Origin of the sequence: Burkholderia sp. AcTa6-5 (genome assembly GCF_017815075.1) — a bacterium.
Classification (GTDB): domain Bacteria; phylum Pseudomonadota; class Gammaproteobacteria; order Burkholderiales; family Burkholderiaceae; genus Burkholderia; species Burkholderia sola.
The window spans coordinates 34,828-49,394 of record NZ_JAGIQE010000035.1; the positions used below are offsets into that span (position 1 = coordinate 34,828).

General features: G+C 68.3%; 15 protein-coding genes. 9 read left to right on the forward strand and 6 right to left on the reverse strand.

Translation table 11 applies throughout. From position 1 onward, the window contains the following. The 8 genes from sctQ (at position 1) to J8I33_RS31205 (ending at position 5,630) form a co-directional block, all read left to right on the forward strand. Positions 1–1,125: a type III secretion system cytoplasmic ring protein SctQ gene (gene sctQ / locus J8I33_RS31170; RefSeq protein WP_209927246.1), complete on the forward strand. Its 1,125-nt coding sequence runs from the start codon at positions 1–3 to the stop codon at positions 1,123–1,125. Then, on the forward strand, positions 1,112–1,768 hold the full coding sequence (gene sctR / locus J8I33_RS31175) for a type III secretion system export apparatus subunit SctR (protein WP_006750699.1): 657 nt from the start codon (positions 1,112–1,114) through the stop codon (positions 1,766–1,768). Before sctQ ends, sctR begins: the two co-directional genes overlap by 14 nt. 10 nt (positions 1,769–1,778) lie before the next feature. After that, positions 1,779–2,042 (forward strand): type III secretion system export apparatus subunit SctS, encoded by a 264-nt coding sequence (gene sctS, locus J8I33_RS31180; protein WP_050011159.1) that lies wholly within the window; start codon positions 1,779–1,781, stop codon positions 2,040–2,042. Beyond that, on the forward strand, positions 2,039–3,232 hold the full coding sequence (locus tag J8I33_RS31185) for a helicase (RefSeq protein WP_209927249.1): 1,194 nt from the start codon (positions 2,039–2,041) through the stop codon (positions 3,230–3,232). Before sctS ends, J8I33_RS31185 begins: the two co-directional genes overlap by 4 nt. A gap of 114 nt (positions 3,233–3,346) precedes the next feature. Beyond that, the gene (hrpD5, locus tag J8I33_RS31190; RefSeq protein WP_209927251.1) at positions 3,347–4,384 is read left to right on the forward strand and encodes an HrpD5 family protein; all 1,038 of its coding nucleotides are present in this window, start codon (positions 3,347–3,349) and stop codon (positions 4,382–4,384) included. Between the two features lie 23 nt (positions 4,385–4,407). After that, a complete protein-coding gene (locus J8I33_RS31195) occupies positions 4,408–4,668 on the forward strand; it encodes a type III secretion system protein (protein ID WP_209927253.1) in 261 nt (86 codons plus the stop codon). 173 nt (positions 4,669–4,841) lie between these two features. Next, the gene (locus J8I33_RS31200) at positions 4,842–5,051 is read left to right on the forward strand and encodes a hypothetical protein (RefSeq protein WP_006765597.1); all 210 of its coding nucleotides are present in this window, start codon (positions 4,842–4,844) and stop codon (positions 5,049–5,051) included. 123 nt (positions 5,052–5,174) lie between these two features. Then, on the forward strand, positions 5,175–5,630 hold the full coding sequence (locus J8I33_RS31205; protein ID WP_089489224.1) for a molecular chaperone Tir: 456 nt from the start codon (positions 5,175–5,177) through the stop codon (positions 5,628–5,630). A 133-nt stretch (positions 5,631–5,763) separates the two neighbouring features. Here the strand turns inward: J8I33_RS31205 and J8I33_RS31210 are convergent, their stop codons facing one another. The 4 genes from J8I33_RS31210 to sctC form a co-directional block, all read right to left on the reverse strand. Then, positions 5,764–7,125 (reverse strand): type II/III secretion system family protein, encoded by a 1,362-nt coding sequence (locus tag J8I33_RS31210; RefSeq protein ID WP_348636040.1) that lies wholly within the window; start codon positions 7,123–7,125, stop codon positions 5,764–5,766. Positions 7,126–7,187: 62 nt separating this feature from the next. Further along, on the reverse strand, positions 7,188–7,973 hold the full coding sequence (locus tag J8I33_RS31215; protein ID WP_209939726.1) for a response regulator transcription factor: 786 nt from the start codon (positions 7,971–7,973) through the stop codon (positions 7,188–7,190). A gap of 88 nt (positions 7,974–8,061) precedes the next feature. Next, on the reverse strand, positions 8,062–9,270 hold the full coding sequence (locus J8I33_RS31220; RefSeq protein WP_209939727.1) for a PAS domain-containing sensor histidine kinase: 1,209 nt from the start codon (positions 9,268–9,270) through the stop codon (positions 8,062–8,064). Between the two features lie 40 nt (positions 9,271–9,310). Next, on the reverse strand, positions 9,311–11,074 hold the full coding sequence (gene sctC, locus J8I33_RS31225) for a type III secretion system outer membrane ring subunit SctC (RefSeq protein ID WP_124554039.1): 1,764 nt from the start codon (positions 11,072–11,074) through the stop codon (positions 9,311–9,313). Positions 11,075–11,183: 109 nt separating this feature from the next. Here sctC and J8I33_RS31230 point away from each other — a divergent pair, with 109 nt between their 5' ends. Next, the gene (locus tag J8I33_RS31230; protein ID WP_027782676.1) at positions 11,184–12,284 is read left to right on the forward strand and encodes an ATPase, T2SS/T4P/T4SS family; all 1,101 of its coding nucleotides are present in this window, start codon (positions 11,184–11,186) and stop codon (positions 12,282–12,284) included. 106 nt (positions 12,285–12,390) lie between these two features. Here the strand turns inward: J8I33_RS31230 and pilV are convergent, their stop codons facing one another. Together pilV and pilM are read right to left on the reverse strand one after the other, a co-directional pair. Beyond that, positions 12,391–14,088, reverse strand: coding sequence for a shufflon system plasmid conjugative transfer pilus tip adhesin PilV (gene pilV, locus J8I33_RS31235; RefSeq protein ID WP_209939728.1), 1,698 nt, complete (start codon positions 14,086–14,088; stop codon positions 12,391–12,393). After that, positions 14,081–14,560 carry a type IV pilus biogenesis protein PilM gene (gene pilM / locus J8I33_RS31240; RefSeq protein WP_050011165.1) on the reverse strand — a complete coding sequence of 160 codons (480 nt, stop codon included), beginning with the start codon at positions 14,558–14,560 and terminating at the stop codon, positions 14,081–14,083. The genes pilV and pilM overlap by 8 nt, the downstream gene beginning before the upstream one ends. Between the last annotated feature and the right edge of the window lie 7 nt (positions 14,561–14,567).

The following is a 14,567-nucleotide window of genomic DNA, read 5'->3' on the forward strand; positions in this document are numbered from 1 at the left end:
ATGGACACCACACGAACGCTACTGACAGACCACGTTGCGGCGGCCGCGCAAGCGCCGGCGGTGGCCGTCTTGCTCGATCCCGCGCGGCTGCCCGCGCTTGCGGCCGCCACCGCGCGCCAGCATCGGCTCGCCGTCGACGAGCGCCTGAGCGCACTGCTCGCTCACGCGCTCGGCGTCTCGGCCTTCAGCGTCGGTACGCACGATTTCGTGGAGCCGGAGCGCGCCGCCGTCGTGCGCTTGCGCTGGGGCATGGAGACGGCCGCGGTGCGCATCGACGTCGGACAGCACACGGGGCTCGCGAGCATCGTCGCGTCGGACGAGCCCGTCAACGCGCGCTTGCGCCATGCCGTGTGCGCGATCCTGCTCGATCCGCTGCGGCGCGCGCTGCAAACGCTCGGCTTCGACGGCGTGGAAGTCGTCTCGCTCGAACCTGCCGCGCGTCAGCCGTTGAGCGCGCCTTGCTGCGCGCTCTCGCTGCGCGTGGGCGATACCCGCTTCGATGCGGTTGTCGAGCACGTCGACAGCGGCTGGCTCGACGCGCTCGAAACGCTCGTGGCCCGGCAATGCACGCCGTTCGCCACCCACGTCAGCGAGATCGCCGTACCGGGCCGGCTGCAGATCGGCGAGAAAACGATGAACGTGACGACGCTCGATTCGCTGCGCGCGGGCGACGTCGTCTTGCGTGCCGTACCCGAAGCCACCCGCGCGCTCTTCGCGAGCGAGCGCTCGTCCGCCCCGATGCACGTCGTCTGGGGCCGCTACGGGACGCGGCAACTGCGCGCCGTGGCAGACGTCACCCACCATCTGATGACCTTGAACGAGGACCCCACCATGAGCCATGAGACGCAGTTCAACGCGCCGCTTACCGATTCGATCGACACGCCCGTCGAAATCAGCCAGCTGGACCTGCCGCTGAAGCTCGAGATCGACACGGTTTCGATGCCGGTCGCCCAGCTCTCGGCGCTGCGCGCGGGCTACGTGCTCGAGCTTCCGACCGCGCTGCCCGATGCGCGCGTGCGGCTCGTCACCTACGGGCAGACGATCGGCTTCGGCGAACTCGTGAGCGTCGGCGATCATCTCGGCGTGCGTCTCGTTCAGCTGTCGCGCGGCCATGGTTCAGTTTAGCGATCTCACCGGGCTGCTGATCACCGTCGTCGCGATCAGCCTGATCCCGTTCGTCGCGATGGTCGCGACCTCGTACGCGAAGATCGTGGTCGTGCTCGGGCTGTTGCGCAACGCGCTCGGCGTGCAGCAGGTGCCGCCGAACATGGTGCTCAACGGCATCGCGGTCCTCGTCTCCGCTTACGTGATGGCGCCGATCGGCATGCAGGCCATGCAAACCATGCAGACGATGCACCGCACGCCCGGCAGCGACACGTCGCTCGTCGTGCTCGATGCCTTCGATGCGGCAAAGGAGCCGTTTCGCGCCTTTCTGAAGAAGCACGCGCACGAGCGCGAAAAGCGGTTCTTCGTGCGGTCGGCAACCGTGGTCTGGCCGAAGGACATGGCGGCGAAGATCCGCGAGGACGACCTCATCGTCCTCGCCCCGGCCTTCACGCTGACCGAGATGGCCGACGCCTTCAAGATCGGCTTTCTGCTGTACATCGCGTTCATCGTCGTCGATCTCGTCATCGCCAACGTGCTGATGGCGATGGGCCTGAACCAGGTCCAGCCGACGAACGTCGCGATTCCGTTCAAGCTGCTCTTGTTCGTCGTCATGAGCGGCTGGTCCACATTGATTCACGGTCTTGTCATGACCTATCGCTGAGGCGCGCACCATGGAAACCGATACGCTCGTTCGCATCACTTCGCAGGGCCTGCTGCTCTGCCTGTCCGTCTCGATGCCGGTGGTGGTGGTCGCCGCGCTCTCCGGCCTCGCGATTTCGTTCGTGCAGGCCATCACGTCGATGCAGGACCAAAGCATCTCGTACGCGGTGAAGCTGGTGGCCGTCGTGGCCACCGTGCTGATGATCGGCGCCTGGGGCGCCGCCGCGATCCTGCGCTTCGCCAATCAGATCGTCACGCTCGCGGTGCCGTCGTGAATTCGCCGATCCGCAACAACCACGGCCGCCACGCCGCCGATCTCGCGCAGCAGGCGCAGGCCGGCACCGAGCACACGGGGCAGATGACCCAGGCGCGCGGCTTCACGGGCGTGAAGGTGCAGCACACGAAGATGCAGCGCGCGCGCCTGCAGCACAACAAGATGCTCGCCGCCGCTTTCTACCGCGGCAAGCGTTTTGCCGAAGGCATGCACAAGCCGCCGCCCCCTTCCGCGCAAAAGCTGATGCGCCAGCTCGGCCAACGGCCGCGGCCAGGGGGCTCGGCGAAGGCGCAGGGCAAAGAGGCATCGGCTCACGAACGGCCGGACGACCCGCACGCGCTCGAGCCCAGGCACGAGCACGAACACCCGCACGAGCGCGAACGCAAGCACGAGCAGGGGCAGCAGCAAAAGCGCGAGCGCGATCAGCAACACGGCGAGGGGCAACAGCATCGCAACGGCCATGGGCACGATCGCGGCTCGAATCAACAGGGCGAAGAACAGGGGCAGCCGCAGCAGCGTTCGCCGCGCGACGGACAGCCTCGGCGCGACGGCCGTCAGTCCGGCGAAGGCCGCGACACACCGCGCAAGTTCGCGATCGGCAAGGCGGGCCGGGCCAAGGCCGCCGCGCGCAGCCAGCCGCTCGCGGCGACGATGCAACTGCTCGCGACGCAAAAGCTCGGTGCACCGGACTTGCCGGCCGAACTCGCGGCGGCCTGCGCGAAGGAGGTGCTGCGGCTTGCCGCGCAGGTCGAACTGGGGCCCTTGCTGGCGGTGCCGATGCTGCTCGCCATGCGCTCGCCGATGGCGCTCCGGCGCAATGCTGCCCGGCTTCACGCGCACCGCCATGCGGCGCTGATGCAAAGCGCCGCGACCCCGGGCAAGGCCGCCGCAGTGGCCGGGCTGCTCGGCGTATCGCTCGACAACACGCTCGCGCGCCAGCGCGCGGGCATCGAATACTCGTACGACGATCAATCGATCGCGGCAGTGAAGCAATGCATTCTCGACACGCAAGCCGCGCTGCCGGCCGGCAAGGCGCCAGCCGGTGCCGCCGTCACGGGCGGCGCGACGGGCGGCGCGATCGGCGGTCAAACCGGCGCCGCGCGGCAAGGGGCGGCCAAGGCAACGGCCGGCGCTTCGGATAAGACGTTCGAAGTTCGCATGGCGCCGGCCGCGCCAACGGCAAAACCCTAAACTGATTTTGACGGTCAAGGCCCGGCGGCCCGATGCGCGAAGCAGCGACACGCCGGAGCGGCGACCCGCAAGAGCAACCGCATGACCCACGTCGGATACACGGATACCACGATCATGAAAGCGCTTCGAGTACTGACCGGCACCCACGCCGGAGCCCAGGTCCGGCTCACGAGCGGCACCTACCGGATCGGCGCCGCCGAGCACGCGGATGTCTGCATCAGCGACTGGACGGTCGAGGACATCGAGCTTTGCGTGGGCGAGGACGGTGTGGCGCGGATCCGCTCGGCGAACGGCGACGAGGTGCTCGTGGCGGACTTCGTGGCCGTGCCGTTCGGCGATGTCGTGTTTTGCGTGGGCCCCGATGGCGAAGCCTGGCCGCGCGATCTCGATTTGCTGGCGGGCCTCTGGAAGACAGCCGAGCCGCCTGCCGACACCGCGACGGCGGCTGACGCGGATAGCGGCGCGCCGGATCGGGACCCGGCCCATGCGGACGAACCCGGCGCCGGCCGTGCGCCGACCGCGTCGCCCCAGGTGCGCTGGCGCACGGCCGTGCTGGCGCTCGCCTGCACCGCTGCGATCGGCGGCATCGCCGTGGCCGGCGTGATGTTCGCGGGCACGCAGTCGAGCGAAGCGGCGAGCGTGAGGTTCGACGCCGACGCGATCGCACGGCAGTTGCAGGAGGCCCTGCACCGCGAAGGCCTCGGCGATCTGCAGGCAATGGCACGCAAGGACAGTGTGGCGGTGCGCGGCATCGTGACGAGCAGCGACGAAAGCGCGAAGGCGCAGCGGATCATGGACAGTCTCGCGCGCGGCAAGGTGCGGCGCGAATACGACGTCGCGCAGCAAGATGTGGACAACATCCAGCAATCGCTCGCCGGCACGGGCGCGGCAGTGAGTTACCAAGGCCACGGCATCTTCCGCGTGAGCGGCAACGTGCAGTCGATGACGACCTTCCGCACGCTGATAGCAGGTATCAGGGCCGACCTCGGCGACAACGTCAAGCGCGTCGACGTCGACGTCAAGGAGGCACAGGCGCTCACGCCCGATGTCGAGTACACGTCGGTGATCGCTACGGGCGGGCTGCGCTACATCGAGACGCCCGACGGCACGAAGCATCTGTTCGCGAGCAGCAGGGACGAAGCAAACAATTGACCTCGACCACCAAAGGAACCGACATGTACGACGCATTGCTTCCCATCGCGCAGGATCTGAACGCGCTCGATGCCACGCTCTCGGCGCCCGACGGCGCGCAGCGGGTCGCGCGCATCGCGGCGGCCTTCGACGAAACCGCGCGCCGGATCAGTACGGCCACGCAGTCCGCGGCCGACGAGCACGAGCGGCTCGATCTGCAAAAGCTCTATCGCGGGATGATCGCGGCGCGCCGCATCGTGCTCACGCTGCAGGAGCGCCACAGCGCCCGTGGCGCGGCGCTTTGACGGCATCCGCGGCGATACGGAAGAAGGTTGGACAGTTTGCAGTTGCAGCATCCGGCTGCGCGTCAGCCGGTCCGGACCGGCGGCCACCACGGCCAACGGCCTTTTACCGAAGCATCAGGCGTCAGCCAACAGCAGTGCTTTTTTCATCACTTTCTTGATAAGGGGAATACATCATGTCTTCATCGATCGGAAGCTCGGGCGTCTCGCAAGCCGGTTCGCAAAACGCCGACATGGTCGGCCAGATGCAGGCCATGGCCAACCAGAACAACGCCATGACGATGGCCGCCATGCAGATCAACATGCAGCAGCAGGAAACGTCGGCGCTCGCTTCCGTCGGCAACAACGGCGCGAAGAACATCGCCGACGCCGCGAAGGGCCAGTAAGCGACTCGCGTTGCCGCGGTCCGTTGGCGCGAGGGGCACGAAAGCGGAAAGCCCGGCTTTCCGGCTCCGTGCCCCCGCTTTTTTGCAACCGGGCCGCCCTATTTTCGCCGGAGATTGCCGCCCATGAGCAGGGAACGTTTCGTCGAGTTGATTCACGAGGTTTGCGCGGTGGTCGGGCTGCCCGACGCCGAGTATGTCGTCGACACGCAAACGCTCGAGATCGAAGGGTTCGACGTCCATCTCGACCACCACGAGGCCGACCCCGATTCGGTCTATGTCAGCTTTCATTACGGCGCCGTCACGCCCGGCCGGTCGCTCGTCGTTTTCCGGCTCATGCTCGAGGCCAACCTGCTCGTCTACGCGCAGGACCAGGCGCAACTGTGCCTCGAATCCGATACGGGCAACGTCGTGCTGCTCGTCCATCTGCCGATGGGCCCGACGATCACCGGCGATTATCTCGCCGATCTCTTCTCGCACTACGCCGAACACGGCCGCTACTGGCAAAACAACATCCTCGAATCGCCCGACGAAATGTTCGAGGGCATTGCGTCGGGCAATTTCATGTGGCTGCGGGCGTAAGCCCGGCGAGCGCGGGCGCACCGCAGGAAAGGGGCGCATCCGCGGGCATCGATGCCTGGCCGGCCATCGCAACCGTTCGTACACGGCACGTCGCTTCACGCTCACGCCATCGCGGGCGCTCGCCCGCTCGGCGCTATGCCGCCACGCGCGGTATCAGCAAGACGAAGCGGCGACGCGTGCCGCCCTCTCCCGCACTGCCGGAACCGGTATCGTCCGCGCGACGCTCGACATCGCCCCTGTGCCGGGCCGGCCCCTCGATGACGAGGCACTCGCCCGGCGCCAGGCTTTCGTCGACGGCCCGATAGCGGCGCGCATCGCGGCGACGCCCCAGTTCCACGCGCAAGCCGATACGCGGCATCGACGCGGCGCCTTCGACCGTCGGTGCAATCGAGAGCCAGAGATCGCGGGCGCCGTCATCGGGCAGGTCATCCTCATCGCGGCGTGCGAGACGTGCCTCGTGGCGGTCGATGACGGCCGGCGAGCGGTCGTGCGTGAGCGCCGTTTGCGACACCTCGATTTCGGCGCGGCCGCGGCTGGCCAATGCCTTGAGCTGCGCGAGCAGCGCGCGGCCGCCGTCGGGCGCGATGCCTGCATCGCGGTGCGCGCGCGCGGCCGCCGTCGCCTGCTCGGCGGCTGCCCCGTCGGCCATGGCCGGCGGCAGCGCGGGCCGCAACGCGTCGACCGCGTCGCCATCGACATCCACCACCCACGTCTGGACCGATACGAGCTGCGCACGCACGTCCAGGCTGGCGACGAGCGCGCCGTCGGCGTCGATACGCTCGGCCCGATCGCGTATCAGGATGGAATTCGTCGTCGCATCCGCTTCGATCGCCGGCAACGCCGCATCGAACTCGACGATCCGCGGTGCATCGGCAACGGCGGTCCCATTCGCCACGGCCGGGCGCTCGAAACGGCGCCGCAAGAGCGTGGCCACACCGGGCACGACGAGCGTGCGGCCATCGACCACGCGCGTTTCGTCGGCGGCATTCGCGGCACTCAGGCGAAACACCCGCACGGACAAGCGCACGCGCTCCCGCGCGTCGCGCTCGAAGCGCTCGGCCGCGGCACGAATACGCTCCACGTAGGTCGCCGGCCCGCGCACGTTCACCGTTTGCGCGACGGCATCCACCGCCAACGGGAAGTGCGTATCGGCAAGACCTGCTTGCTCGAGCGACGTACGCAGCGCATTCGCCGAAAGGAAGTGAGGCCGGATGGCGATATGCGCCTGCTCGTTCGCGGGCGACACATGCAGGACCGCACCGTCGTAGTACCAGACGAATCCGTACGAACGGCTCATGACGTCGAGAAAGCGCTGCGGCGGCATCGCGAAACGGCCGCTCACGACGCCCTCCACTTGACCGTCGATGCGCAGCGCAACGTGCTGCCCCGCCGCGAAGGCATTCAGGACCTCCGCGAGGCCCGCGCCATTCGTCACGTAGACGAAGCGGGCGCCGGGGCCGCCGGCCCACGCGATGCTCGCCGCCTGCGCATGCACGGTGGCCGCGCAGACGAAGGCAGCGACGGCGCCGCGCGCGAGCGCTCGCATGCGTGCCGCGCTCATGCGGCGCCTTCCGGCGACGCACCGGCGCCCGACGCATCGGCGCCCGACGCATCGGCGCCCGACTGATCCATATCCGGCTTGAGGGTCAGGCGGTAACCGGTCGCATAGACCGATTGCACGGTCCAGCCGACGCCGGCCGCCTTCAGGCTCGCACGCAGGCGGCTCACGTACATGTCGACGGAGCGGCTTTGCACGGCCGCATCCCAGCCCCAGACCACGCTCATCAGGTCCTGCCTCAGCACGACGGCGCCCGTGTGCCGGGCGAGATGCCAGAGAATGTCGAACTCCTTGGTGCCGAGCTTGTGCGCCACGCCCGCCACCACGAGCGAGCGCGCCTGCTGATCGAGCGCGCATTCGCCGTCGACGAACATCTTGCGGCCCTGCACGTTCATCGGCGCGAAGCGCCGCAGCAGCGCGCGCATGCGCGCGAGCAGCACCTGCCGGTCGTAGGGCTTCACGAGATAGTCGTCGGCGCCCGCATCGAGTATGCGCACGATGTCGGACTCCGCCGAGTGCACGGTCTGAAAAATCACGGGCATGATCGATTGCGAGCGGCTGCGGATCTTTTGCAGCAGCTTGTCGCCGGAAACGCCCGGCAGATCCCAGTCGAGAATCGCGAGATCGGCCCACTGCTCCGACAGAAATTGCTGCGCGTCGAGCCCGCTGTGAAAAGCGTCGATGTGGTAGCCCTCGCTCTTGAGCCAGGAATGAATGAGCGCGTGGTGCGCGACGTCGTCCTCGACGAACAGAATGCGTACGGGTTTGCCTGCAAGCGATTTCATGAGACCCCTTGGTTCCGACGGCCGCGCGGGAGCCGGCGCCCACTCCGCGCAACGCGTGTCAAACGAATACGGGCCGCGCGCTGGCGCCTCACTCGCCGCGCGCCGCGCGCAACGCGCGGTCGGCATCGACGAGCGACGTCGCGTGCGGCTTCGCGGCGACGGGATTCAGGCACGGCAGACGCAGCACGAACACGGTACCGCCCTGTCCGTTGAGCTCGGCGTAAAGCACGCCGCCGTGCATGCCGACGATCTGCACGGCGAGCTTGAGCCCGAGACCGAAGCCCGTTGCCGTCCGCTTGCCGAGCTTCTCGAAGTCGGTCAGCCGATCTCCCGCGACGAGACCCGGCAGCCCGCCCGCGCGATCGTCGACGACCACCTCGGCGAAACCGTCCGCCTGCCGGATCGACACCGTCACCGCCTCGCCGCGCGGCGACGCGCGAACGGCATTGTCGATGACGTTCTGGACCGCGCGCGCCACGAAGTTGCGCATGCCGCTCACCCAGAGCGGCGCGCTGTCGGGCAGCCACAAGTGTAGCGCGACGCCGCAATAGACGGCGGTGACCTCCAGCTGCGAGATGATCTGGCGCAGCGTCGCGCGCAGATCGAACCGTTTGAAGTCGCGCGCCTGCAAATGCTCGGTCACCGACGAGAAGATGAACTGCTCGCCGAGCGAGAGCACGTACTGCGCGAGCGCGGTGATCTGCTGCATGCCGCCGCAACGCTCGAACGCGTCGGGGTCGCTCGCATCGAGCTGCGTGAGCGCGCTGATCGAATTGAGCGGCGAGCGCAGATCGTGCAGCAAAAAGCGCAGCGACATCGCTCGCTCGTCGAGCGAGCGAGCGAACGGCGTCACGTCCGTCACGGCGATGACGGATTCGCCCGCCCCCGCACCGGCGCACGCACCGGCGGGGCCCGCCTGAATCCAGAAGGTCGAATCGTCCACGCGTACCTCGCGGCCCGCTTCGAGATCGCGCAACCGCGGCACATCCGTCATCTCGAAGCGCTCGCTCAGCGCCACGCTGAAATCGACGCCCGCGGGCAGCGTCATCGCCAGCATCTCGAGCGCGCGCGCGTTCGCGTGGACGACCGCGCCCGCGCGATCGAGCACGATCACCCCGCACGGCAGCCCGCGCAGCGTGCCGCGCAGGCGGCGCGCGTCGTCGTCGGACAGGCGGCGATCGGCGGCGCCCTCGCCGCATGCGTCGGCGGGCAAGCCCGATTGGGCGGCCCGCGGCTCGGACTGCTTCCCGGGCTGCACGTCGGGCAGCGAATGCGGCTGGGTACGGGATTCGTTCACATGGCCTCCTGCATTCCCCGGGGCGGGCGGTTGCGGTGCATCACGGCGAGATGACGCGCGGCGACAGCAGGAAGAGCCGCTCCATGTGGCTCTTCTGGCGGTTGTCGGTCCTGAAGAGCGCGCCGATCAACGGAATCTTCGAGAGCCCGGGCACCCCGGTCACGCCCATCGTCGCGCTGTCCGCGCGATAGCCGGCGATGAGCAGCGCCTGCCCCTCCTCGATGAACGCCTGCGTGTTGATCGTGCTGTTCTGGATCACCGGCAGGTTGCTGACCGTCTGATCGGTGAGCTGGCCGTCCTGAATCGCCACGTCGAGCTTGATGCGCGTGCGCCCGTCCTCCTCCACGACCATCGGCAGCACACGCAGCGAGATGCCGGTCGACACGCTGTAGAGATCGCCCGACGTGTATCCCGACACCGGCACGAAAAACTGCGTCTGGTTGTCCATCACGGCCTCGATGTTGTTGAGCGTGACGACCTTCGGGCTTGCGTCGATCTTGGCGGCCTTCGTCTGCTGCAGTGCCGAGATGCGCGCCATCAGATATCGGCCGGCGTCGCCGAGCACGGCGGCCACCGATGCGCCCACGGGCGTCGCCGCCGCGAGCATGTTGCCCGCCAGCGCCGTCTGGCCGAAGTTCTGGGAGAGCGTGCCGTTGTAGGTGCTCTGTGCGAGCGTGCCGGTACCGGTCTGCACGTCGACGTGGCTGTTGTGCGCGGTCCAGTCGACGCCAAGCTGATGCAGCGCGTCGTCGTCGATCTCGATGATGTGCGCCTCGATCTCGATCAGTTGCGGTTTGACGTCGAGGCGATCGATCAGTTTGCCGTACTGATCCATCCGGTCGGCCGTATCGCGAATCACGACGGAGTTCGTGCGCTGGTCCGCGACGATGACGGGCAGTTGATCGTCGCTCGCCGGCGCCGTGCTCGTGTTCTGCGGCGGCGGCGGCTCGCCCACCGCCGCCGCCACGGCCGGCGACGGCTGCCCGGTGAGCCCGGCGAACATGCCCTTGCCGGCCGCGCCCGACGGCACCGGCGGCGGTACGTACGGGCCGTTGTACGCATTGCCGTTCACGTCGTTGATCGGCGTGGTGCGCTTCACGCCGCTCGCCGCGCGGCCGCCCTCGCCGCGTTTGTCGGCGGCCTTGGCCGCGCCCGGGTGGTAGATGCCGTTGAGCACGGCCACCACGCCCTGCAGCGTGACCTGCTGGCCGTCGATGGGCACCGTGCGGTCGTGCGCCCACGCGTGATAGAGCGGAAAGACGCGTACCTGCGTGCCGCTTCGATGCGCCGCGTTGTTGTCGAGCCGCGAGGCCACGTTCGTCACCATCTGCACGTAGCGAGGCGGCCCGCTCACGAGCGCCGTGCCCTGCGCGCTGTCGTAGACGATCGGAAAGCGCTCGTCGGCGATGCGCAGACGGTCGAGCGCATCGCGCAGCGCGCCCGTATCGGCCGAATCGAGCTTCACGAGCGTGCTCTGCAGTTCGGCGGCCGTCGTGATGTCGAGCACTTCGCCGTCGTAGTACCACACGAAGCCGAACGACGCCGCGAGCGTATCGAGAAAACGCCGCGGCGGCAGATGGAACTTGCCGCTCACGGTGCCGCTCACATCGGCGGCGATGCGCGTGGGGACGCCCTGACTCGCGCCGAAGTCGCGCAGCACGTCCTTGATGTCCTTGCCCTGCGCTTCGTAGTCGACGCTCGACGACTTCCAGCGCACGGCCGCCGCCTCGGCGACGGGGGCGGTCGCCCCGAATGCGAGCGCGGCGGCGAGGGCCACGGTGCCCAGTCGGCGAGCCCAGTTCATGACGCGCCGCCCGCGATGAAGCGTACGCAGCGCGGCCCGGTGCTTCTCCGACACATCGACAAAGTTTTCATGTAAGTTCCGACTATCTTTCATAGGAAGGGCATTGACGATGAACGCTCCGAGTCACGAACGTCGCGACCTGACGCGCGAGATTCTCGAATTGATCGACCTGCGGCAGACTTTCACCGACATCCATATCGAGCAGGACCGGCCGATCATGATCAAGGCGCCGCGCGGGTGGCTCGCCGTCGGCGAGGAGCCCGTGCTCCACGACGAAATGCTGCCCACGCTGGCGTCGATCGAACCGGACTGGGAGGCGCAGCTTCAGCACGGCGCGATCGATCGCCCGTTCGTGCTCACGCGCTGCCGCCTTCGCTGCAACATCTACCGCACCAATGGCGGCCGCAAGCTCGTCATCTCGATCCGGCGCCTGCCGCTGCAGCCGCTCGCGCTCGACAAGCTGGGCCTGCCCGCCTACGTGCGCTCGATGATCGACAGCGCGAAGGGGCTGATCCTCGTGACGGGCCCGACCGGCTCGGGAAAGACGACGACGATCGCGTCGCTGCTCGAGCACATCAACCGCACGCGCAACAGCCACATCGTCACGATCGAGGAGCCGATCGAATACGAACTCGAGGGCCGCACGTCGATCGTCTCGCAGCGGCAAGTGCCGACCGACACGCCGAGCTTCTCGGCCGGCCTGCGCGAGGCGCTGCGGCAGAAACCCGACGTCATCATGGTCGGCGAGGTGCGCGACCCCGAGACCGCGGAGACGGCGCTGCAGGCCGGCGAATCGGGCCACCTCGTGCTCGCGACGATGCACACGGGCAGCGCGATCGGCACGCTCACGCGGCTGCTGTCGTTCTTTCCGGCCGAGCAGCGCGAGCGCTATGCGGCCGCGCTTGCGAACTGCCTCATCGGCGTGATCTGCCAATGCCTCGTGCCGACCGAGGATGGCGAGAACTTCGTGCTCGCGAGCGAACTGCTCTTCAACAACAATCAGCAGATCAGCGGCCTGCTGACCGATCCGGGCAAGCTGCCGTACCTTGCCGAGTTCATGAAGCGCAAGGAAGACAACATGTCGCGCATGCTCAACGATCACCTCTTCAGCCTCGTATCGAAGCAGCAATGCCTGCCGCGCGACGTGCTGCGCGCGACCTACAACCGGCTCGAGCTGCACGAAATGCTGCAGACGCTCGCGCCGCACTGAGCCCGCGCGAAGGCGGTGCCGGCGCAATGGCGCCGCTTTCGCCGGTCGCGCCGTGCGTGGCCGTGCTGCGAAGGTGTGCGGTATGGATAGGCTCACGGTCGGGCGCTCAGTAGTAGGAGTTGATCGTCCAGCCCGCCGCGACGGGCGTGTTCCAGACCGTCTGGCCGGACTCCCCGCAAAAGCTGCTGATCCACGGCGTCGTGATACCGGCGTACGTCGCCCAGTTCGTCGTCACGACGATCGTGTAGGTGCCGGGCGTGCCCGCCTGGGACAGCGCGTTGTTGATCCCGCCCGAATCGTCCTGAAGCGTCGGCGTCTGGCTCTCCGTATGCCCGAGGTTGTGGTTGCCGCCGTCGGTGATGTCGATGCTCTGCGAGAGCTGCCCCCGGTTGCCGGTGGGGCCGTTGCACATGCCGTCGTTCAGGTGCGCCCAGGTGGACGCGACGATGATCCCCGGCTTGGCGAGGTTGACGGTCGTCCTGAACGTATACGAGTACGTACCGTTGCTGCCGTTGTACGAATAGGCGCCCGACTGGAAGTTCGTCGCCGGCTGGCCCGTGCAGGCCGAGTAATCGCCCGCGCCGTTCGGGTTGGCCATCACGAGCTGACAGCCCGTGAGCGACGACGCCGGCTCGATTTCGCTTTGCGTTTGCCACCTGCCGCCGCGGCACGACAGCACGCGTCCGTTCGCATCGGTGGAGACGAGCGTCGTGCTCGCCGACGCGGGGGCGATGGCCGAATTCTGCGGCGCGGGCGGGCATGGGTCGCCGACGTTGTGCGCGTTGCCAAGCGCGAGATTGCCCGCTTCGTCCACCGCCAGCGCCTGCCATGCGGCGCCGTTGTACGCATAGGCCCGATTCGTCGCGGTGGTGAGCCGCACGTCGCCCTGATGCGCGGCAACGCCCGCGAGCGCCGCTTCGTCGGCCACCGGTTCGCGCCAGTGATAGGCCGCCTGCGGCACCCAGAGGTTCTGCGTTTGATCGCAATTCAGGACGTTGCCCGACGCGTCGGCCGCGATGGCGCCGGGCTGCGTGCAGGCGGCATAGTCGATCTGCCGCGCGAGCACGATCGGCACTTGCATCGTGTTCGCCTGCGGATTGCCCGGCACGGCCACGCGGTACAGATAGTCGACGTTCTGCGCCTGCGTGCCGTCGTAGAAAATGAGGCTCGCGAGATGGCCCGTGCCCGTTTTCTTGTTTGTGCAGGATGTATTCGCCGGGTTCGGCGTATCGATTTTCCAGGTGCCGAAGGCGCCGGTGGCCGCGCCGTTCGCATTGTTCGTCGCCTGGATCGAACCGCCGCCCGGGCCGGCGTTCGCCGCGATGTAGCCGAGTTCGGGATCGGGAATGGTCCGGCCGCCCTCCGTGACGAGCAGCGCCTGCAACGCCACCGGGTTCGCGCCGCCCGGCGCCGCGTAGACGAGCAGGCACGGCACCTGACCATAGGGGTTCGTGCCGCCCAACGCATTCGGAAGGTAGGTCGACAGCTGATACGTCGAGCCGGTCATTTTCGCGATCACCGGCGAGGTGGTCGTGGCCTGGGCCGCGAGCGCCGTGTAGTTTTGCCGAATGAGCCGCGTGGCCGCCGCCGTCAGCTGCGACTGATAAAGCGCGGCCTGCTGCGCGCGCGTATCGTCGAGCGACGAGTTCGTGAGCGTGACGAGGCCCGCCATCATCAATGCGGCGAGTGCAAGCACGGCCAGCATCTCCACCATCGTGAAGCCGGACATGCGGCGAGCCGGCCGCGCGCGGGGGCCGCGGCGCCGCATGCCGGTGCGGGCAAGGGTTCGGGTGCGCTCAGTCATACGCTTGCGCCATCCATACCGGCATGCCGTTCGGGATCGCGTTCGCCAGTGCGGCCGGCAGCGGCACGGCCGGGTTGCCCGGAGACACGAGGTTGGCGCCGAGCGCCACGCCGGCCAGCGCCGAGCCCTGCGCAATCTGCTCGATGCCGTCGACCGCGGCCGCGGCCGACGCGGATGCCGCATAGACCACGACCAGGCTGCCCGCATAGCCGGCATTGGGTTGGACGTAGTTCCGCCACATCGGATCGGGAACGGTCGCCCCGAGGGAGGGCGCGAGGCTGGCCGCCGGCACGCTGCCGGCGAACGACGGGTTGGCGCGCGCGAACGCCACCACGGCCTGCCGGTAGGCGCTCATGTTCGCCGCGAGCGCCATCGCCGACGGCGCGAGCGGTGCCGGCGCCGCCTCGGCGCCGAGCAGCGCGTAGGCACCGGTCAGCATCGCGAAGGCGGCGACGATCCAGATCAGGAACATGGCGGGC